Annotated in this window: 17 protein-coding genes, 4 tRNA genes and 3 rRNA genes; 9 read left to right on the forward strand and 15 right to left on the reverse strand. The window is 50.3% G+C overall.

Annotation, left to right across the window (positions count from 1 at the left end):
- The first annotated feature begins 124 nt into the window (after nt 1-124).
- A complete protein-coding gene (locus DA718_RS23025) occupies nt 125-895 on the forward strand; it encodes an amidohydrolase (RefSeq protein ID WP_112214003.1) in 771 nt (256 codons plus the stop codon).
- Nucleotides 896-1127: 232 nt separating this feature from the next.
- On the opposite strand, the gene eamB is transcribed toward DA718_RS23025, so the two are convergent.
- Entirely contained in the window at nt 1128-1721 is a 594-nt protein-coding gene (eamB, locus tag DA718_RS23030; RefSeq protein WP_112214002.1) for a cysteine/O-acetylserine transporter, read from the reverse strand.
- Nucleotides 1722-1825: 104 nt separating this feature from the next.
- Between eamB and DA718_RS23035 the strand changes: the two genes are divergently transcribed.
- Entirely contained in the window at nt 1826-2704 is an 879-nt protein-coding gene (locus DA718_RS23035; RefSeq protein ID WP_112214001.1) for a LysR family transcriptional regulator, read from the forward strand.
- A 68-nt stretch (nt 2705-2772) separates the two neighbouring features.
- Here the strand turns inward: DA718_RS23035 and DA718_RS23040 are convergent.
- Both DA718_RS23040 and dnaQ read right to left on the reverse strand, forming a co-directional pair.
- Nucleotides 2773-2849 (reverse strand) — tRNA-Asp (locus DA718_RS23040).
- Nucleotides 2850-2981: 132 nt separating this feature from the next.
- The gene (dnaQ, locus tag DA718_RS23045) at nt 2982-3713 is read right to left on the reverse strand and encodes a DNA polymerase III subunit epsilon (protein WP_220022284.1); all 732 of its coding nucleotides are present in this window, start codon (nt 3711-3713) and stop codon (nt 2982-2984) included.
- Between the two features lie 65 nt (nt 3714-3778).
- On the opposite strand from dnaQ, the gene rnhA reads away from it, so the two are divergent.
- Nucleotides 3779-4246: a ribonuclease HI gene (rnhA, locus tag DA718_RS23050; RefSeq protein WP_110273908.1), complete on the forward strand. Its 468-nt coding sequence runs from the start codon at nt 3779-3781 to the stop codon at nt 4244-4246.
- On the opposite strand, the gene DA718_RS23055 is transcribed toward rnhA, so the two are convergent.
- Entirely contained in the window at nt 4243-4965 is a 723-nt protein-coding gene (locus DA718_RS23055; RefSeq protein ID WP_112213999.1) for a class I SAM-dependent methyltransferase, read from the reverse strand. The genes rnhA and DA718_RS23055 overlap by 4 nt on opposite strands.
- Before the next feature lie 33 nt (nt 4966-4998).
- Here DA718_RS23055 and gloB point away from each other — a divergent pair, with 33 nt between their 5' ends.
- On the forward strand, nt 4999-5754 hold the full coding sequence (gloB, locus tag DA718_RS23060; RefSeq protein WP_112213998.1) for a hydroxyacylglutathione hydrolase: 756 nt from the start codon (nt 4999-5001) through the stop codon (nt 5752-5754).
- A 71-nt stretch (nt 5755-5825) separates the two neighbouring features.
- Nucleotides 5826-7193, forward strand: coding sequence for a murein transglycosylase D (gene mltD / locus DA718_RS23065; RefSeq protein WP_112213997.1), 1368 nt, complete (start codon nt 5826-5828; stop codon nt 7191-7193).
- Between the two features lie 56 nt (nt 7194-7249).
- Here mltD and DA718_RS23070 read toward each other — a convergent pair whose 3' ends face one another.
- The 3 genes from DA718_RS23070 to DA718_RS23080 all read right to left on the reverse strand — a co-directional run bounded on the left by DA718_RS23070 (nt 7250) and on the right by DA718_RS23080 (nt 10196).
- On the reverse strand, nt 7250-8020 hold the full coding sequence (locus tag DA718_RS23070; protein ID WP_112214204.1) for a class I SAM-dependent methyltransferase: 771 nt from the start codon (nt 8018-8020) through the stop codon (nt 7250-7252).
- Nucleotides 8021-8104: 84 nt separating this feature from the next.
- Nucleotides 8105-8902, reverse strand: a complete 798-nt coding sequence (locus DA718_RS23075; RefSeq protein ID WP_112214203.1) for an endonuclease/exonuclease/phosphatase family protein — start codon at nt 8900-8902, stop codon at nt 8105-8107.
- Nucleotides 8903-9005: 103 nt separating this feature from the next.
- The gene (locus DA718_RS23080) at nt 9006-10196 is read right to left on the reverse strand and encodes an MFS transporter (protein ID WP_112213996.1); all 1191 of its coding nucleotides are present in this window, start codon (nt 10194-10196) and stop codon (nt 9006-9008) included.
- A gap of 104 nt (nt 10197-10300) precedes the next feature.
- On the opposite strand from DA718_RS23080, the gene yafC reads away from it, so the two are divergent.
- Nucleotides 10301-11203: a DNA-binding transcriptional regulator YafC gene (gene yafC / locus DA718_RS23085; protein WP_112213995.1), complete on the forward strand. Its 903-nt coding sequence runs from the start codon at nt 10301-10303 to the stop codon at nt 11201-11203.
- A gap of 49 nt (nt 11204-11252) precedes the next feature.
- Here the strand turns inward: yafC and dkgB are convergent, their stop codons facing one another.
- From dkgB to gmhB, 8 genes are all read right to left on the reverse strand, one after another.
- Nucleotides 11253-12056, reverse strand: coding sequence for a 2,5-didehydrogluconate reductase DkgB (gene dkgB, locus DA718_RS23090; RefSeq protein ID WP_112213994.1), 804 nt, complete (start codon nt 12054-12056; stop codon nt 11253-11255).
- 163 nt (nt 12057-12219) lie between these two features.
- A tRNA-Asp gene (locus DA718_RS23095) sits at nt 12220-12296 on the reverse strand.
- 56 nt (nt 12297-12352) lie between these two features.
- Nucleotides 12353-12468: ribosomal RNA gene (rrf, locus tag DA718_RS23100) — 5S ribosomal RNA — on the reverse strand.
- A gap of 194 nt (nt 12469-12662) precedes the next feature.
- Nucleotides 12663-15569: ribosomal RNA gene (locus DA718_RS23105) — 23S ribosomal RNA — on the reverse strand.
- A 200-nt stretch (nt 15570-15769) separates the two neighbouring features.
- Nucleotides 15770-15845, reverse strand: a tRNA-Ala gene (locus tag DA718_RS23110).
- 109 nt (nt 15846-15954) lie between these two features.
- Nucleotides 15955-16031, reverse strand: a tRNA-Ile gene (locus DA718_RS23115).
- Between the two features lie 71 nt (nt 16032-16102).
- A 16S ribosomal RNA gene (locus tag DA718_RS23120) occupies nt 16103-17642 on the reverse strand.
- Together the 16S, 23S and 5S rRNA genes with 3 tRNA genes alongside form the textbook arrangement of a ribosomal RNA operon.
- Nucleotides 17643-18009: 367 nt before the next feature.
- The gene (gene gmhB, locus DA718_RS23125) at nt 18010-18576 is read right to left on the reverse strand and encodes a D-glycero-beta-D-manno-heptose 1,7-bisphosphate 7-phosphatase (RefSeq protein WP_110272441.1); all 567 of its coding nucleotides are present in this window, start codon (nt 18574-18576) and stop codon (nt 18010-18012) included.
- A 189-nt stretch (nt 18577-18765) separates the two neighbouring features.
- Here gmhB and metN point away from each other — a divergent pair, with 189 nt between their 5' ends.
- From metN to DA718_RS23140, 3 genes are read left to right on the forward strand one after another with little or no spacing between them, the layout of a single operon-like run.
- Nucleotides 18766-19797: a methionine ABC transporter ATP-binding protein MetN gene (gene metN, locus DA718_RS23130; RefSeq protein WP_112215846.1), complete on the forward strand. Its 1032-nt coding sequence runs from the start codon at nt 18766-18768 to the stop codon at nt 19795-19797.
- Entirely contained in the window at nt 19790-20443 is a 654-nt protein-coding gene (locus DA718_RS23135) for a methionine ABC transporter permease MetI (protein ID WP_004098792.1), read from the forward strand. The genes metN and DA718_RS23135 overlap by 8 nt, the downstream gene beginning before the upstream one ends.
- Before the next feature lie 39 nt (nt 20444-20482).
- The gene (locus tag DA718_RS23140; protein WP_112215845.1) at nt 20483-21298 is read left to right on the forward strand and encodes a MetQ/NlpA family lipoprotein; all 816 of its coding nucleotides are present in this window, start codon (nt 20483-20485) and stop codon (nt 21296-21298) included.
- Nucleotides 21299-21363 lie beyond the last annotated feature (65 nt).

Below are 21363 nucleotides of genomic sequence, written 5' to 3' on the forward strand. Positions count from 1 at the left end.
CCGCCTCTTTTTTTGCCCGCCTCCCAACTTATCATTTTATTAACAAAATATTCCGCCAGCCATCCACTGGCTGATATGGTGTTAAAGTAATAATAAGCCTCTCTTGATACTGGAGTTCATCATTGTGCCCGGACTGAAAATTACCCTTTTACAACAACCGCTGGTGTGGATGGACGGTCCCGCCAACTTGCGCCATTTCGATCGTCAACTGGAAGGAATTACCGGGCGTGATGTGATTGTTCTACCGGAAATGTTCACTACCGGTTTCGCGATGGAGGCGGCAAAGCAGTCGCTAGCGCAAGAGGATGTTATTGCCTGGATGGAAGCGAAGGCCGCGCAAACCAACGCGCTAATCGCAGGCAGTGCAGCACTGCAAACGGAGCGCGGGCCCGTTAACCGCTTTCTGTTGGTTGAGCCTGATGGTAAAACGCATTTTTATGATAAACGACACCTGTTTCGCATGGCGGATGAGCATCATCATTATGAGGCGGGTAACGATCGCGTGATTTTTGAATGGCGCGGCTGGAGAATTCTGCCGCTGGTATGCTACGACTTGCGCTTCCCGGTGTGGTCACGTAACCATAATGACTATGATTTAGCACTTTACGTTGCCAACTGGCCCGCACCGCGCTCCACCCACTGGCAGGCATTGCTGGTCGCCCGAGCAATTGAAAACCAGGCCTACGTCGCCGGTTGTAACCGCGTAGGTACCGACGGCAACGGCCATCACTATCGGGGAGACAGCCGGATTATCACTCCACAAGGAGAGATAATCGCCACCGCCGAACCGCATCAGGCTACGCGCCTGGATGCTGAACTGTCATTAACAGCGCTTAAAGAGTACCGCGAAAAGTTTCCGGCCTGGCAGGATGCGGACCCTTTCACACTCAACTAATGCAAATATACCCTAAATAATTCAAGTTGCTTAAAGACGGCAAGGGAGTGAGTCCCCGGGAGCATAGATAACTATGTAACCGGGGTGAGCGACAAATCTGCCGGGAGCAGATTTGAACGTCGCTTGCGACGGCCCGTAAGGGCGAGGCCCATGGATGGGCCGAGTAATCTGCAGCCAACACATAAGCAGCTTGAAGTATGACGGGTATAAAGGGGAGCCAATGCTCCCTTTCCTATATTTTAAACAAGATCCTTGCTGCGCAGTAGACCAGTAACAAAGCTAAAAAGAAGTTTACCTGACGCCCATAATGCAGGAATAAGCGCTGAAACAGATGCCCGGTCAGCGCCCAACACACGTTGCCGAAAGTCCCAATTACCGCAAGAAGCAAACTCACGCTCACCAGCCAAACAGGATCACGCGTCACCGGCAGTACAAAGGTCGACAGTGCCGTAATCCCATAAAGGATAATTTTAACATTCACAAACTGTAGGCCCAAGCTCATCCAAAAACTTACCGGTTTGCCACTGATGTCATTACCAGCAGGTTTACTCTTCGCTATTTGCCACGCTAACCAAAGAATATAGGCAGCACCAATCCAACTCAGTGTCCGGGATAATCCCTCATCAAGCATAACTAGCGAATACGTCAGGCCAGCGCAAATCAGCATCGTAATAATAAACCCCGCGCTCATCCCGGCCAGCACGAACATGCTTTTGCGCAACCCATGTGAAGCTACGCTGCTCAGCGCAAGAATGTTATTCGGCCCGGGGGTCAATGCGGTTATCAAGGTGTAGGTTAAAAATGCGCTTATCAGGGCTGGGGTCACTTGTCTTCTCCTGTTTTTTAGCCGACAGTACCCGATATAAATCATTAAAAAAAATGAATATTATTTCATTCTAAATTCGATAATTTCGATATATTGAGGTCATGATGGACTTACGTCGCTTTGTCACGCTCAAAACGGTTGTTGAAGAGGGCTCCTTTTTACGCGCTTCGCAGAAACTATGCTGTACGCAATCAACAGTGACATTTCACATTCAACAACTTGAGCAAGAGCTGTCTATCCAGCTTTTTGAAAAAATCGGCCGCCGGATGTGCCTGACTACAGCCGGGAAAAATATTCTTCCCCACATCCACGAGCTGATAAAAGTGATGGAGTCCATTCGCCATGCCGCCAGGCAGGATCAGGAGCCGAGTGGAGAGCTCCGTGTTGCCACCGGGGAAACGCTGCTGGCATATAAAATCCCCGCCGTTTTACAACGCTTTAAGCTACGGGCGCCAAAGGTTCGTTTATCTTTGCAATCGTTAAATTGCTATTCGATTCGCGATGCCCTGCTGGATGATGATGTTGATCTCGGAGTGTTTTACCGCGTCGGTAATGATGAAGCATTGAAAATTCACCACTTTGGCGAGCAGCAACTGGTACTGGTCGCTTCGCCGGAACACACTTCGCTTAACTTTATGCGCCGGGACCAACACATTCCACTGAGTTTTATCATCAATGAACCACAGTGCATTTTCCGACAAATATTTGAAAGCGAGCTGCGCAAGCGCGGCATTACCCTGGAAAATACGATTGAGCTATGGAGTATCGAAAGTATCAAGCAATGCGTGGCGGGTAATCTCGGCGTAAGCTACCTGCCGCGATTTGCCGTAGAACAAGAATTACGTGAAGGTAAACTGGTGGAACTGCCTTTCAGTAAAAAACCGCTGACTATTAATGCGGTTTGCGGGTATCACGCCAGCAAAGTTGTCAGCCCGGCGATGCAGGTCTTTGTCGAGTGTATGGAGGAGTGCCTGAAGGCCTGATTCAGAAAATTGCACAGGCCTAAAACGACGAAAGCCTGAATCATTGCTGATTCAGGCTTTCTGAATAGTGGCGGAACGGACGGGACTCGAACCCGCGACCCCCTGCGTGACAGGCAGGTATTCTAACCGACTGAACTACCGCTCCACTTACTGTTCCCTTGGGAACGAGGCAGATACTACGGTTTCCCCTCTACTCCGTCAATGGTTTTTCTTCATTTATGAATCGCTTGCTGCAAAAATCGCCCATCGGACTATTTTTCATGCATATTCCGACAATTCAGGCCCGCCACAGGCAGCTTCCACCTTTCTTTTGTACCAGATCGAGCCGCGATTCATGGTTCATTAGCTCTTCGTCCGAGGCATAAACCACACGTAATTTGCTTACGGCCCGGACTACGCGCTGTATTCCCATTTCACCAGCCTGCTGCTGACTTTCTCCTTCCATTGAGAAAGCCATTGTAGTCTGCCCGCCGGTCATCATCAGATAAACGTCGGCCAGAATCTGGGCATCGAGCAACGCCCCGTGCAGCGTTCGCTTACTGTTGTCTATTTCATAACGTGAGCAAAGTGCATCAAGGCTATTACGCTTGCCCGGAAACATTTTACGCGCCAGGGCCAGACTATCGGTGACCTTACAAAACGTATCGGTTTTCGGAATTCCACGCTTAAGCTTGCCAAACTCATAGTCCATAAAGCCGATATCGAACGATGCGTTATGTATGACCAGTTCCGCACCACGGATGTAATCCATAAACTCATCAGCAACATCAGCAAACACCGGCTTATCCATCAGGAATTCATCAGCAATACCGTGAACACCAAATGCTTCAGGATCCACCAGCCGATCTGGTTTTAAATAGACGTGGAAGTTATTCCCGGTCAGGCGGCGGTTAATCACCTCCACCGCGCCGATCTCGATTATCTTGTGCCCTTCATAATGAACCCCGAGTTGGTTCATACCGGTGGTTTCAGTATCGAGAACAATCTGTCGTGTAATTGCAGTGCTCATAGCGGTCATTTATGTCAGACTTACCGTTTTACGTATCGATTTCAATTACAGGAAGTCTACCAGAGATGCTCAAACAGGTAGAAATTTTCACCGATGGCTCTTGTCTGGGAAATCCAGGCCCAGGCGGTTACGGTGCAATTTTACGCTATCGGGGGAAAGAGAAAACCTTTAGCGAAGGTTTTAATCTTACGACTAATAACCGCATGGAGATGATGGCTGCAATCGTCGCTCTGGAAGCGCTGAAAGAACAGTGTGAAGTGATTCTCAGCACCGACAGCCAGTATGTTCGCCAGGGGATTACTCAGTGGATCCATAACTGGAAAAAACGCGGATGGAAAACCGCGGACAAAAAACCAGTCAAAAACGTCGATCTCTGGCAACGACTGGACACAGCGCTGGGCCAACACAAGATAAAATGGGAATGGGTCAAAGGCCATGCCGGCCATCCGGAAAATGAACGCTGCGACGAACTGGCACGTACAGCAGCCTCTAACCCCACCCAGGACGATACCGGTTATAAGGCAGAAAGTTAATTCTGCCCTTTGCGCCACTGTCGTGTGGCTCCGACTGCCTGCCGTATCCGGTTTTTTGCTTTACCCGATTTCATCGGGTTTAGCGTCAAGGGTATGGTGCGTTTGCGAGCAATAATTAGCTGTAAGCAGCCCAGAGCGGGCAAATGCGTACTAAGCATTTTCCCCCCATGACGGGACCAGGGTAGCACCTGATAGCGACCACAGTGGAGCACTTCAAAGTTCAGCAACGCCAGCCAATCTAGCTGGCGCGTTAACGTAAACATCCGGCTGTTATACGGGGGCTTATTGCGTAACACGGGTACTAGTTTACGTAACCCCATCAGACTCATTGGATTAAAACTGGTTAAAATAATCCAGCCATCATCAATCAGCACCCTGTCCGCCTCCCGCAGCAGGCGGTGCGGATCGCTACACCACGGTAAAGTATGAGCCAGTAAACAGGCATCAACTGATTTCTCGGCAAAAGGTAAATACAATGGATCGGCTTTCACCTGTATCGGGTTACCCTGCAAAGAAACATTCACCTGATGAGAAATAGCGCAGGATTCGGTATTGATTTCCGCGCTCAGATTGCCAATTTTAAGTAAATGAAAACCATATAATTTAGCCAGCCACGGTTTCATCTGGCGTTCTAGTGATTCGCGATAGTATTCACCCCATGGCATGCTGGACCAATGCTCGGGCGCTGCCACTGTATGAGGTATCCTTGCCGGCTTCATCACAACCTTCCGCTATGCTTTGAGAGGTAATTTATGAATCTTATCAGTATTCCCGCATTTCAGGACAACTACATCTGGGTTCTTGCTGAGGATAGTGGACGCTGTCTGATAGTCGATCCTGGTGAAGCGGCACCCGTGTTGGCCGCAATAGAACAGAACCACTGGCAACCAGAAGCCATTCTATTGACTCACCACCACCGCGATCACGTTGGTGGAGTAAAACAACTTCGCGAGAAATTTCCTGCAGTCGTGGTTTACGGGCCGGCAGAAACCCTGGATAAGGGAACCACTCACCTTGTGGCTGATGGCGATAGCATCTCCGTTTTAGAGCGTGAGTGTTCTATTTTCGCCACTCCAGGTCACACTTTAGGACACATCTGTTTCTTCATGAAACCTTATCTATTCTGCGGTGACACTATGTTTTCAGGTGGCTGCGGTAGGTTATTTGAAGGCACCCCAGAGCAGATGTATCAATCATTTATGAAGATCAGCGCTCTTCCCGATGAAACGTTAATATGTTGCGCACATGAGTACACTTTAGCAAACATGAAGTTTGCATTAAGCATCCTGCCCCTGGATAGGGATATAAATGATTACTACCACAAAGTTAATGAGTTACGTGCAAAAAAACAAAATACACTACCCATAATTCTGAAAAATGAGCGTCGTATAAATTTATTTTTACGCACAGATGACAATGATTTAATTAAAGAAATTTCCAAAGAAACAAATTTGCAACACTCTATTGAGAGATTTGCATGGTTAAGGTCAAAGAAAGACGTCTTCTGATATTTAATTCTTGTCTTCGGTCGACTTCACCGTTATTCTTGCTCGTCTTTTAAGCAACTATTGACACACACATGAAGGCACGAGCGATTTTACTCGTCTCTGTCCTGCTGGTAGGGTGCCAGGCGTCTAAACACGATGGCACCGTTCAACAGCACGCACAGAGCCTTTCTGCAGCGAGTCAAGGGGAAGCAGGTAAGTTCACAAGTCAAGCGCGCTGGTTAGATGATGGAACCTTCTACGCGCAAGACCAGGATCTGTGGGCTTCCATTGGCGACGAGCTGAAGATGGGAATTCCGGAAAATGTCCGGATTCGCGAACAAAAACAGAAATATTTGAGAAATAAGAGCTATCTCCACGATGTAACTTTACGGGCAGAGCCGTATATGTACTGGATAGCCGGGCAAGTTAAGAAACGTAACATGCCTATGGAACTGGTATTACTACCCATAGTGGAGAGCGCTTTTGACCCGCATGCAACGTCTGGTGCCAATGCCGCAGGCATTTGGCAGATCATTCCGAGCACCGGGCGCAATTATGGTTTGAAGCAAACCCGCAGTTATGATGCGCGTCGTGATATCGTCGCCTCAACAACTGCGGCGCTGAATATGATGCAACGTCTGAACAAAATGTTCGACGGCGATTGGTTATTAACCGTCGCAGCATATAACAGCGGCGAAGGCCGGGTAATGAAGGCAATTAAAGCCAACAAATCACGTGGAAAACCCACTGATTTTTGGTCACTCTCATTACCTCAGGAAACCAAAATCTACGTACCTAAAATGCTGGCTTTGAGTGATATTCTCAAGAACAGCAAGCAGTATGGCGTAAAACTGCCAACAGCAGACGAAAGCCGAGCGCTGGCACGTGTACGCCTCGACAACCCGGTTGAGATTTCACAGCTAGCCGATATGGCAGGAATGCCGGTTAGTAAGCTGAAGACGTTCAACGCAGGTGTTAAGGGTTCAACCCTGGGCGCTAATGGGCCTAACTACGTATTGGTGCCGCAGAAACACGCAGCTCAATTGCGTGAGTCTTTGGCTTCCGGTGACATTGCTGCAGTGCAGCCGACTCAGCTTGCGGACAACAGACCGTTGACCAGTCGTAGTTACAAAGTGCGATCTGGAGATACTATCTCCGGTATAGCATCTCGACTCGGTGTATCAACGAGAGATCTGCAGCAATGGAATGGTATTCGCGGATCAAACCTGAAAGTGGGTCAGAGTCTCGTAATCGGTGCAGGTAGCAGTGCAGAGCGTCTGGCAAACAATAGCGATAGCATCACTTATCGCGTGCGCAAAGGCGACTCGCTATCGAGTATTGCAAAACGTCATGGCGTGAACATTCGCGATGTGATGCGCTGGAACAACGATACAGGCAACCTGAAACCTGGGGATCAGTTAACGCTGTTTGTGAAAAACAGCGACAGACCTGAATCCTGATAGCTCAGGATTCATTTTAAAAGGCACCCATGTGGTGCCTTTTGTTTTTTTCTGCTCTAGATCGCTTTATGTGCCTCAAACATAATTGTATCGCTGGTAAAAGATCCATCCAGCTCCAGTGCAAAGTAAGCCTTAACCTCTGCCGATGCGCTCTCCTGATACAGGCGAATAGCCTCCACCAAAGGCGCTGGCGTCCGCATCCGGGCAACCCATGAGCTGAATTCCAGCGGCAAGCGATCGGTCAGCAAATTATTCGTCACTAATCCCGCCTCATTCGCCATTGCCAGCCATTCACCGCTTGAGTAATTGCGAACATGAGAAGTATCGCGCAAAGCCTCAACGGTCTGCAGCCAAACATCACGAACCGGATGCCCTGGCGACATGACGTCCATGATAATTACGGCGCCTCCCGGTTTCAGCACCCGCTTGACTTCGCGTAATGCCTGACCGACATCATGCCAATGATGTGCAGAATAGCGGCTAATCACCACATCAAAACTGGCATCAGCGAAAGGCAGTGATTCGGCATAACCCTGCTGAGTCGCAATATTAACAAACCCTTTATCCGAAGCGGCCTGAGCGACAACCTCCAGCATCTGGCTGGATAAATCATACGCCACTACCTGTGCAACCTGTCCTGCAGCTGCAAAACTGGCATGACCGGCGCCACATCCCATGTCCAGCACGTGGGCCTGCGGAAAATCGGCTAACCTTTCTGCCAGACGTTGCAGATCGCGCCCAGATGCGTGTACAGCACTAGTCAGATAAGCGCTAGCCTGCGAGCCAAACTGTTTTTCGACATTGTCGTGATGAGAGCGTGTTGTCATTACTTTGTCCTTCGGTTTTTTGAGTAATAAAGGCAGAACCATACTTGCGCAGGCCTGCCCCATGGCAGGCCTGACATACCTTAATTAATCAGGCTTGCCGGGACTGAATTCAACTAGTAGAGGGTTGTGGTCGGAGGCGCGTGTCACCAATACGGAAGCGTCGTGTACGCTTAAGCCTCGATAGAACACAAAATCAAGCGGACGACCAAAAGCGCGACGTCGCTGATCGTCAGAGAAACGGACTTCACGCAGCGACATTTCTCGCGCAAAGCGGTACAAAGCGTTCATTCGCGGACGGCTCCAGGCGTTGAAATCACCCGCCATAATCACCGGTCCGCTGTGATGGGCTATCTGATCGCCTATCGGCAACAGCTGCTTGCTGTAGACATCGACGCCAAGGCTGAAGTTGACCGCGTGAATATTCACTACCATCAGCAAACGGGAATCTGGTAACGGATAAACTGTAACCAGCGCTGACTTCGCCAACCGCAGGATCGGCTCGCGTTCACGCAGAGGGCAGCAGTATATCGGATGAGCAGAGGCTAACGTCATCACGCCAGAAGGATGCTGAGGCAGTACCAGCGCCGGCACCTGATCAGCGGCCAGATAATTGGACGTAGCAAATTTTACTAACTCAGGCGTGGTTTGCGCTTCCTGTAACAGCACCAAGTGGGCATCTTTGCCGAAATTATTAAGAACGGATTTCCACTCGGCGCGCTGCTGTTTGAAGATATTCCACACCAGCACGCGGATTTTTTCATCCGAGCTTAACGGCACCCCGGAAGGGAAAGCCGGAGTAATGCCTGCAAACGACCCCGGAGGTAAAATTCTCTCCGCGGGTTGTCCGGCGACATAGCGCATGGCATAGGTATTCTTTCGCAATTTAGGCATCAAACCTCGATAACAGGAAACCAGCCCGACTGCGGCTGGTCCTTCTGTTATAGGGATTTTTGTATACACTTTCAATGCAATTTGCCAGAAACCGTTATCCTTCTACGGAAAGGCCCGTAGCACAGCGCTGAGGCTTATCGAGCCGACCGCTAATAACCACCAATAACAACGCAACCAGCACAATCAGCGCGCCAATCCATGGCGTCTGAGCCAAACCATAATGTTCCACCGTCTGTCCACCAATCACGGAACCTAACGCAATACCAATATTAAACGCTGCAATGTTCAAGCCGGAGGCGACATCGACCGCATCGGGAGTATATTGCTCCGCTTTTTGGACTACGTACACCTGTAGGCCAGGGACATTACCGAAAGCAAAAATACCCATCACCAGTATCGTCGCTAACGCGGCATAGTGAATACTTGCCGTGAACTGAAATACCAACAGCAGAACAACCAGTGCAGCAAAGATAAACTTCAGTGCTACAACGGCGCCATGTTTATCTGCCAGTTTACCGCCCCACACGTTACCAATTGCGACCGAAACACCATACCCCAATAAAATCCAACTCACTGCTGATGGGCTAAAACCGGCCAGATCTTGCATCATCGGTGCCAGGAAGGTAAAAGCGGTAAAAACGCCACCATAACCAAGTGCAGTAATAGCATAAATAATTAGTAAACGTGGATGAGTCAGGACCTTAAGTTGATTACGCAGGCTAGCGCTGACGCGGCCAGGGATATTATTCGGTACCAGAATCAGGCTGCTAATTAACGCGATCGCTCCAAGGATCGATACCGCCAGGAATGTCTCACGCCAGCCAAAATGTTGGCCAATAAAAGTGCCTAGCGGAACACCGGTCACCAACGCAACTGTCAGACCACCAAACATAATTGCAATCGCCGAAGCAGCTTTCTCTTTTGGCACCAGGCTGGTAGCAATTGTCGAACCTATCGAGAAGAATACGCCGTGTGCCAGGCCTGTCAAAAGGCGGGCCAGAACGAGAGTTTCATAGCCAGGCGCCTGCCAGGCCAAAAGATTACCAGCGGTGAACAGTACCATCAATGCCAATAGTAGCTGCTTACGCGGCATACGACCGGTCAATGCGGTGAGTACCGGGGCCCCAATTGCTACGCCTAACGCGTAGATAGAAACCAACAAACCCGCAGAGGGCAATGAGATAGACAGCTGTTCAGCAATTGCAGGTACCAGACCTACAATTACAAATTCAGTCGTGCCGATAGCAAAGGCACCGATCGTCAAGGCAAGTAGCGCCAGTGGCATAATTTACTCCGTATCATCAGGATTAAGATGACACGTAGTATGAAGGGATGTTTTAATAACAAAAATAGTCAAAATATCAATAGAATTTTGCCACAGGTGCAATAATGAGAGCTACCTCAGAAGAAATCGCCATCTTTGTCGCCGTAGTAGAGAGTGGCAGCTTCAGTCGCGCTGCTGAACAGTTAGGGCAAGCCAACTCTGCCGTAAGTCGGGCAGTGAAAAAACTGGAGTCAAAACTCGGTGTTAGCCTGCTTAACCGCACCACTCGTCAGCTAAGTTTGACCGAAGAGGGGGAGCGTTATTTTCGCCGTGTACAGGTGGTGCTTCAGGAAATGGCAGCGGCTGAGAATGAGCTTCTGGAAAGTCGGACGACGCCAAGAGGATTATTACGTGTTGATGCCGCAACACCAGTGATGCTGCATTTTCTGATGCCCTTGATAAAACCTTTTCGCAAACGCTATCCGGAGATGAGTCTTGCTTTGGTCTCCTCAGAAACGTTTATAAATCTGATTGAGCGTAAAGTTGATGTTGCCATCCGCGCGGGTACCCTGACTGATTCCAGTTTGCGCGCCAGACCGTTGTTTAATAGCTACCGCAAAATTATCGCCTCACCGGAGTATCTTGCTTGTTTCGGTACACCGCACAACGTAGCCGATTTAAAAAATCACCAGTGCCTGGGTTTTAGCGAACCCTTGTCATTGAATACATGGCCCGTTTCCTGCTGTGATGGCCAACTGTTGGAGGTTGAATGTGAAATATCGTCTAACAGTGGAGAAACACTCAAACAACTTTGCCTAGCAGGTAATGGCATCGCTTGCCTGTCGGATTATATGGTGGATAAAGAGATTGCCAGCGGGGAGTTTGTTGAATTGCTTGCCGACAAACGCCTGCCGGTCGAGATGCCATTCAGCGCGGTGTACTACAGCGACAGGGCCGTAAGCACGCGCATCAGGGCATTTATTGATTTTCTTAGTGAGCACGTCAAACAGCTCCCGAAGGAGCTGTAAGAGACTGTCTTCCGGCAGCGGCGTAAACCGCCGTGCCGGAGGCCGTGGGTTAATCCCACTTCGGCGCCAGGCCTTCCGGGCTTACCAGGCGGTCGTTGCAATCCAGCGCAGCGATCGCTTGACTATCTTCATCATCCAGCTTCAGATCCAGCGCTTTCAGGTTGCCCGCCAGGTTTTCACGCTTGGTGGAAGATGGGATAACCGCATAACCTTCGCCCATCGCCCATGCCAGGATGACCTGAGCCGGGGTCGCATTATGTTTAGCGGCGATACGGGCAATCACTTCATCTTTCAGAGCTTTACCGTAGGCCAGCGTCATATAAGAAGTGATATGGATACCGTGCTCACGCGCCCAATCGACCACTTTACGGTTCTGCAAGTACGGAGACAGTTCGACCTGGTTGGTCGCGATATTCTCCGCACCGACAGTAGCAATTGCACGCTCCATCAGCGGGATAGTGAAGTTAGAGATACCAATCTGACGGGTCAGCCCCTCTTTCTTCGCTTCCAGTAGGGCGGCCATAAACTCTTCGACTGCAACAGCATCATTCGGTGACGGCCAATGGATCAGCGTCAGGTCGACATAGTCGGTACGAAGCTTCTGCAAACTCTCTTTCAGGCTGGCGATCAGCTTGTCTTTGCCCAGGTTTTCAATCCAGATCTTGGTGGTGATGAGCAGCTCATCACGCGCGATGCCACTTTCAGCAATGGCCTGACCTACAGCCGCTTCGTTATCATAGATTTGTGCGGTATCAATGGCGCGATAGCCCAGCTCCAGCGCCGTTTTTACAGAAGCGATTACCACATCATCTTTCAGGCGGAAGGTGCCAAGACCAAATGCAGGGATTGTCATGATTTTCCTCTTTATTTATCAATATCGGTTAACGAGGACAATTATGGCGAATGAAAGGAGCGAGAAAAAGATCGCTATATGCAGAGGATTTTTGCTAAATCAGCAATAATTAAACGACAAGAAAAGAAAAAGCCCTGAGCAAACGCTCAGGGCTTTTAATAAGTGGCGGAACGGACGGGACTCGAACCCGCGACCCCCTGCGTGACAGGCAGGTATTCTAACCGACTGAACTACCGCTCCACCGAATTTCTTTACAACCACCGGTTTTATGCCCCGGTTTCACTTGCTAATTTGATGCCTGGCAGTTCCCTACTCTCACATGGGGAGACCCCACACTACCATCGGCGCTACGGCGTTTCACTTCTGAGTTCGGCATGGGGTCAGGTGGGACCACCGCGCTGTCGCCGCCAGGCAAATTCTGTTGTCAGAAACGAATCTTTTACACCGATGCTGTGTTGGCTGCATTCGTAAAGTCAGTCACATACTCCAGTATGCTCCTTCCTTTCCTTCATTTGCCGCCTTGCCTCTGCGTAAAATCTTTCGTTCCCGAAAATCTGTAATCTAAGCTGAAAATCATCTCTCACGCCAAAACATCTTCGGCGTTGTAAGGTTAAGCCTCACGGTTCATTAGTACCGGTTAGCTCAACGCATCGCTGCGCTTACACACCCGGCCTATCAACGTCATCGTCTTTAACGTTCCTTCAGGACCCTTAAAGGGTCAGGGAGAACTCATCTCGGGGCAAGTTTCGTGCTTAGATGCTTTCAGCACTTATCTCTTCCGCATTTAGCTACCGGGCAATGCCATTGGCATGACAACCCGAACACCAGTGATGCGTCCACTCCGGTCCTCTCGTACTAGGAGCAGCCCCCCTCAATTCTCCAGCGCCCACGGCAGATAGGGACCGAACTGTCTCACGACGTTCTAAACCCAGCTCGCGTACCACTTTAAATGGCGAACAGCCATACCCTTGGGACCTACTTCAGCCCCAGGATGTGATGAGCCGACATCGAGGTGCCAAACACCGCCGTCGATATGAACTCTTGGGCGGTATCAGCCTGTTATCCCCGGAGTACCTTTTATCCGTTGAGCGATGGCCCTTCCATTCAGAACCACCGGATCACTATGACCTGCTTTCGCACCTGCTCGCGCCGTCACGCTCGCAGTCAAGCTAGCTTATGCCATTGCACTAACCTCCTGATGTCCGACCAGGATTAGCTAACCTTCGTGCTCCTCCGTTACTCTTTAGGAGGAGACCGCCCCAGTCAAACTACCCACCAGACACTGTCCGCAACCCGGATCACGGGTCCACGTTAGAACACCAGCCATTAAAGGGTGGTATTTCAAGGATGGCTCCATGCAGACTGGCGTCCACACTTCAAAGCCTCCCACCTATCCTACACATCAAGGACCAGTGTTCAGTGTCAAGCTATAGTAAAGGTTCACGGGGTCTTTCCGTCTTGCCGCGGGTACACTGCATCTTCACAGCGAGTTCAATTTCACTGAGTCTCGGGTGGAGACAGCCTGGCCATCATTACGCCATTCGTGCAGGTCGGAACTTACCCGACAAGGAATTTCGCTACCTTAGGACCGTTATAGTTACGGCCGCCGTTTACCGGGGCTTCGATCAAGAGCTTCTCCGCGAGGATAACCCCATCAATTAACCTTCCGGCACCGGGCAGGCGTCACACCGTATACGTCCACTTTCGTGTTTGCACAGTGCTGTGTTTTTAATAAACAGTTGCAGCCAGCTGGTATCTTCGACTGATTTCAGCTCCATGAGCAAGTCACTTCACTTACCATCAGCGTGCCTTCTCCCGAAGTTACGGCACCATTTTGCCTAGTTCCTTCACCCGAGTTCTCTCAAGCGCCTTGGTATTCTCTACCTGACCACCTGTGTCGGTTTGGGGTACGATTTGATGTTACCTGATGCTTAGAGGCTTTTCCTGGAAGCAGGGCATTTGTTACTTCAGCACCGTAGTGCCTCGTCATCACACCTCAGCGTTAAATGACGTTCCGGATTTACCTAAAACGCCCGCCTACATGCTTAAACCGGGACAACCGTCGCCCGGCTAACATAGCCTTCTCCGTCCCCCCTTCGCAGTAACACCGAGTACAGGAATATTAACCTGTTTCCCATCGACTACGCCTTTCGGCCTCGCCTTAGGGGTCGACTCACCCTGCCCCGATTAACGTTGGACAGGAACCCTTGGTCTTCCGGCGAGCGGGCTTTTCACCCGCTTTATCGTTACTTATGTCAGCATTCGCACTTCTGATACCTCCAGCAACCCTCACAGGCCACCTTCAACGGCTTACAGAACGCTCCCCTACCCAACAACACATAGTGTCGCTGCCGCAGCTTCGGTGCATGGTTTAGCCCCGTTACATCTTCCGCGCAGGCCGACTCGACCAGTGAGCTATTACGCTTTCTTTAAATGATGGCTGCTTCTAAGCCAACATCCTGGCTGTCTGTGCCTTCCCACATCGTTTCCCACTTAACCATGACTTTGGGACCTTAGCTGGCGGTCTGGGTTGTTTCCCTCTTCACGACGGACGTTAGCACCCGCCGTGTGTCTCCCGTGATAACATTCTTCGGTATTCGTAGTTTGCATCGGGTTGGTAAGTCGGGATGACCCCCTAGCCGAAACAGTGCTCTACCCCCGAAGATGAATTCACGAGGCGCTACCTAAATAGCTTTCGGGGAGAACCAGCTATCTCCCGGTTTGATTGGCCTTTCACCCCCAGCCACAAGTCATCCGCTAATTTTTCAACATTAGTCGGTTCGGTCCTCCAGTTAGTGTTACCCAACCTTCAACCTGCCCATGGCTAGATCACCGGGTTTCGGGTCTATACCCTGCAACTTAACGCCCAGTTAAGACTCGGTTTCCCTGCGGCTCCCCTATTCGGTTAACCTTGCTACAGAATATAAGTCGCTGACCCATTATACAAAAGGTACGCAGTCACCCAACAAGTGGGCTCCTACTGCTTGTACGTACACGGTTTCAGGTTCTGTTTCACTCCCCTCGCCGGGGTTCTTTTCGCCTTTCCCTCACGGTACTGGTTCACTATCGGTCAGTCAGGAGTATTTAGCCTTGGAGGATGGTCCCCCCATATTCAGACAGGATACCACGTGTCCCGCCCTACTCTTCGAGTTCACAGCCTGTGTGTTTTTGTGTACGGGAGTATCACCCTGTACCCTGCGACTTTCCAGACGCTTCCACTAACACACAAACTGATTCAGACTCTGGGCTCCTCCCCGTTCGCTCGCCGCTACTGGGGGAATCTCGGTTGATTTCTTTTCCTCGGGGTACTTAGATGTTTCAGTTCCCCCGGTTCGCTTCGTTAAGCTATGTATTCACTTAACGATAGTGCAACGAATTGCACTGGGTTTCCCCATTCGGAAATCGTCGGTTATAACGGTTCATATCACCTTACCGACGCTTATCGCAGATTAGCACGTCCTTCATCGCCTCTGACTGCCAGGGCATCCACCGTGTACGCTTAGTCGCTTAACCTCACAACCCGAAGATGTTTCACTTCATGATTGCGAAAATTTGAGAGACTCGAACACACCGTCATTCTGTTCTTATTACGGAGAACAGACACGGCGTGTCGTTTCAATTTTCAGCTTGATCCAGATTTTTAAAGAGCAAAACTTCGCAGTGCACCTTTTCAGGTACACTCTGAAGTTTTCTTGTTTTTTGCAGTAAAAGGATGGTGGAGCTATGCGGGATCGAACCGCAGACCTCCTGCGTGCAAGGCAGGCGCTCTCCCAGCTGAGCTATAACCCCATCGTAAAGACTTATCTCTGTACCGATAATTTGTCCTGAGACAAGGCGTGGAATGACGAAGCATACTGGCGTATGCGAGTCGTTTCACAACACAGTATCAGGGCAAATTTGGTAGGCCTGAGTGGACTTGAACCACCGACCTCACCCTTATCAGGGGTGCGCTCTAACCACCTGAGCTACAAGCCTGCAGAGATTTTTTACTGCTAATTTTTCATCAGACAATCTGTGTGAGCACTACAAAGGCAGGTTCTTTAAGGTAAGGAGGTGATCCAACCGCAGGTTCCCCTACGGTTACCTTGTTACGACTTCACCCCAGTCATGAATCACAAAGTGGTAAGCGCCCTCCCGAAGGTTAAGCTACCTACTTCTTTTGCAACCCACTCCCATGGTGTGACGGGCGGTGTGTACAAGGCCCGGGAACGTATTCACCGTGGCATTCTGATCCACGATTACTAGCGATTCCGACTTCACGGAGTCGAGTTGCAGACTCCGATCCGGACTACGACATACTTTATGAGGTCCGCTTGCTCTCGCGAGGTCGCTTCTCTTTGTATATGCCATTGTAGCACGTGTGTAGCCCTACTCGTAAGGGCCATGATGACTTGACGTCATCCCCACCTTCCTCCAGTTTATCACTGGCAGTCTCCTTTGAGTTCCCGACCGAATCGCTGGCAACAAAGGATAAGGGTTGCGCTCGTTGCGGGACTTAACCCAACATTTCACAACACGAGCTGACGACAGCCATGCAGCACCTGTCTCAGAGTTCCCGAAGGCACCAATCCATCTCTGGAAAGTTCTCTGGATGTCAAGAGTAGGTAAGGTTCTTCGCGTTGCATCGAATTAAACCACATGCTCCACCGCTTGTGCGGGCCCCCGTCAATTCATTTGAGTTTTAACCTTGCGGCCGTACTCCCCAGGCGGTCGACTTAACGCGTTAGCTCCGGAAGCCACTCCTCAAGGGAACAACCTCCAAGTCGACATCGTTTACAGCGTGGACTACCAGGGTATCTAATCCTGTTTGCTCCCCACGCTTTCGCACCTGAGCGTCAGTCTTTGTCCAGGGGGCCGCCTTCGCCACCGGTATTCCTCCAGATCTCTACGCATTTCACCGCTACACCTGGAATTCTACCCCCCTCTACAAGACTCTAGCCTGCCAGTTTCGAATGCAGTTCCCAGGTTGAGCCCGGGGATTTCACATCCGACTTGACAGACCGCCTGCGTGCGCTTTACGCCCAGTAATTCCGATTAACGCTTGCACCCTCCGTATTACCGCGGCTGCTGGCACGGAGTTAGCCGGTGCTTCTTCTGCGAGTAACGTCAATGAAAATGGTTATTAACCATTCCCCCTTCCTCCTCGCTGAAAGTACTTTACAACCCGAAGGCCTTCTTCATACACGCGGCATGGCTGCATCAGGCTTGCGCCCATTGTGCAATATTCCCCACTGCTGCCTCCCGTAGGAGTCTGGACCGTGTCTCAGTTCCAGTGTGGCTGGTCATCCTCTCAGACCAGCTAGGGATCGTCGCCTTGGTGAGCCGTTACCTCACCAACAAGCTAATCCCATCTGGGCACATCTGATGGCATGAGGCCCGAAGGTCCCCCACTTTGGTCTTGCGACGTTATGCGGTATTAGCTACCGTTTCCAGTAGTTATCCCCCTCCATCAGGCAGTTTCCCAGACATTACTCACCCGTCCGCCACTCGTCACCCGAGAGCAAGCTCTCTGTGCTACCGTTCGACTTGCATGTGTTAGGCCTGCCGCCAGCGTTCAATCTGAGCCATGATCAAACTCTTCAATTTAAGTTTGATGCTCGTGAATTAAACTTCGTAATGAATTACGTATGTTCACTCAGAGACTTGGTATTCATTTATTGTCCGGAGACATTAAGAATCCATGTCACTTTGAGTGCCCACACAGATTGTCTGATAAATTGTTAAAGAGCAGTGCAACGCGGCTTTCGCTCACCGTTGCGAGGTGGCGTATATTACGCTTTCCTCTTTCAGAGTCAACCTTATTTTCAGGTTTTTCTCTTCAACCGACCCGGCTGTTTGTGTGAAGTGATTCACATCTGCCGTGTCAGTGGGAGCGCATTATAGGGAGTTCTTCGGCGGTGACAAGCGGAAAAATACAATTTCATTTCAACCGCTCATCTTTTATACGTAACGTTTATTTTTGCTGCTTTTTGATGGCATCAGGCAGGTCCGCCAGGCTATTAAGCACCCAATCCGCAGCATTTTCCGCTTCCGGAGTGACTGGCTTGCCGGTACGAACTAATACTTTTGTCCCAATATCTGCAGCCAAAGCCGCCTGCATATCTTCTACTTTATCGCCTACCATATATGAAGCAGCCATATCTATATGCAGATAGTCGCGCGCCGAGATAAGCATTCCAGGATGCGGCTTGCGGCAGTCACAGGTCTGACGAAATTCTTCTACCGTACCCTGCGGGTGATGCGGACAATAATAGATACCATCCAGATCAACGCCACGGTCAGCCAACGACCAGTCCATCCACTCAGTCAGCGTTTCAAACTGATCTTCAGTAAATTTACCGCGGGCAATGCCGGACTGATTGGTCACCACCACCAGCGCATAACCCATCTCCTTTAATTGACGCATTGCGTCAATGACGCCATCGATAAATTCAAAGTTGTCAATTTCGTGCACGTATCCGTGATCGACATTAATCGTGCCATCACGGTCAAGAAAAATTGCAGGTACTGACTTTGCCACCGGTTTGCTCCTGATAAAGGCTAGTATGCGTAGTATCGCATGTTTCCAGACGCAAGAAAGTGCTCAGTTATACAGAGTCAGATTGATTTAGACGTCTGGATGCCTTAACATCCATTTCATTGACAGGCATCGCCTGGACACGGCAGAAGAAAATGCCACGGCAAACGGCTAAACGATAATAAATAACTGATGATTAAACTTTCGAATATCACCAAAGTGTTCCAACAAGGGAACCGCAGCATACAGGCGCTGAATGATGTCAGTCTGCATGTCCCTGCCGGACAAATTTATGGCGTTATCGGTGCTTCTGGCGCAGGTAAAAGTACATTAATCCGCTGCGTGAACCTGCTCGAACGTCCAACTCAGGGCAGCGTGCAGGTTGGCGGCCAGGAGCTGACGGCGCTCTCAGAGAAAGAGCTGACCCGCGCTCGTCGCCAGATCGGCATGATCTTCCAGCACTTTAATCTGCTCGCCTCCCGTACCGTATTCGGTAATGTGTCTCTTCCTTTAGAACTGGATAACACGCCGCAGGCGGAAATTAAACGTCGAGTGACTGAGTTGTTAGACCTTGTTGGACTCGCGGATAAGCATGACAGCTACCCGGCGAACCTCTCAGGTGGACAAAAGCAGCGCGTCGCCATTGCGCGCGCGTTGGCCAGCAACCCGAAGGTTCTGCTCTGCGATGAAGCCACCAGCGCCCTGGATCCAGCGACCACTCGTTCGATTCTGGAGTTGCTGAAAGATATCAATCGTCGCCTGGGCCTGACGATTCTGCTGATCACTCACGAGATGGATGTTGTCAAACGCATCTGTGACTGCGTTGCTGTTATCAGCAACGGTCAGCTGATTGAACAGGATACGGTGAGCGAAGTCTTCTCTCATCCCAAAACTCCGCTGGCACAGCAGTTTATTCAGTCAACGCTGCATCTGGATATCCCGGATGATTATCAGGCTCGCCTCAAACCTGAGGCTCTTCCTGATAGCGTACCGATGCTGCGCATGGAGTTCACTGGTCATTCCGTTGATGCCCCGCTTCTCTCTGAAACCGCTCGTCGCTTTAATGTGAACAACAACATTATTAGCGCGCAGATGGATTACGCCGGCGGTGTGAAGTTCGGCATTATGCTGACCGAAATGCACGGTACGCAGGAAGATACCCAGGCCGCAATCGCCTGGCTGCAGGAACATCATGTAAAAGTAGAGGTACTGGGATATGTCTGAACCAATGATCTGGCTGCTGGTTCGCGGCGTATGGGAAACGCTGGCCATGACGTTTGTCTCCGGCTTCTTCGGTTTTGTTCTTGGCCTGCCGGTTGGCGTACTGCTGTACGTTACGCGCCCAGGGCAAATTGTTGCTAACGCGAAGCTGTACCGCACGCTGTCAGCGGTGGTAAACATTTTCCGTTCGATTCCGTTTATCATCCTGCTGGTCTGGATGATTCCCTTCACCCGAGTGATTGTAGGAACGTCGATAGGTCTGCAGGCAGCAATCGTCCCGTTGACAGTCGGTGCCGCCCCCTTTATCGCCCGTATGGTGGAAAACGCCCTACTGGAGATCCCAACGGGTCTTATTGAAGCCTCCCGCGCGATGGGTGCAACGCCGATGCAGATCGTGCGTAAGGTTCTGCTACCGGAAGCGCTGCCGGGTCTGGTGAATGCGGCAACTATCACGCTAATTACCCTGGTCGGCTATTCCGCGATGGGCGGTGCTGTGGGTGCCGGTGGTCTGGGGCAGATTGGCTACCAGTATGGCTATATCGGCTACAATGCAACGGTGATGAATACCGTACTGGTATTACTGGTTATTCTGGTTTATTTAATTCAATTCTCTGGCGATCGTATCGTCCGGGCTGTGACTCACAAATAACATTACACACAATACAGAATCTTACAGGAAGGAAATAACATGGCCTTTAATTTCAAAACCTTTGCGGCTGTCGGTGCGTTAATCGGTTCTCTGGCTCTGGTGGGTTGCGGTCAGGATGAAAAAGATCCAAATCATATTAAAGTCGGCGTTATCGTCGGTGCGGAACAGCAGGTTGCTGAAGTCGCGCAGAAAGTGGCAAAAGAAAAATACGGCCTTGATGTTGAGCTGGTGACCTTCAACGACTACGTTCTGCCGAACGAAGCGCTGAGCAAAGGCGATATCGATGTTAACGCCTTCCAGCATAAACCGTATCTTGACCAGCAGATTAAAGACCGCGGATACAAACTGGTTTCCGTGGGTAACTCTTTCGTTTATCCGATTGCTGGTTATTCGAAAAAAATCAAATCGCTGGACGAACTGCAGCCGGGTTCTCAGGTCGCTATTCCTAACGACCCAACCAACCTGGGTCGTTCCCTGCTGCTGCTGCAGCAAGTTGGTCTGATCAAACTGAAAGAAGGCGTTGGTCTGCTGCCAACCTCTCTGGATATTATTGAAAACCCGAAAAACCTGAAAATAGTTGAGCTGGAAGCACCGCAGCTGCCGCGCTCTCTGGATGATGCACAAATTGCTCTGGCGGTTATCAACACCACCTACGCCAGCCAGATTGGCCTGACGCCAGCGAAAGACGGTATTTTCGTGGAAGGTAAAGATTCTCCATACGTGAATCTGATTGTTGCTCGTGAAGACAACAAAGATGCGGAAAATGTTAAGAAATTTGTTCAAGCCTACCAAAGTGACGAAGTTTACGAAGCGGCTAACAAAATCTTTAACGGCGGCGCAGTGAAAGGCTGGTAATCTTTTTTCAGCGTAATATCATGCAGGGCGGGCTTTATGCCCGCCTTGTCATTTATGCAAGCACC

This window comes from Klebsiella huaxiensis, from assembly GCF_003261575.2.
GTDB lineage: Bacteria > Pseudomonadota > Gammaproteobacteria > Enterobacterales > Enterobacteriaceae > Klebsiella > Klebsiella huaxiensis.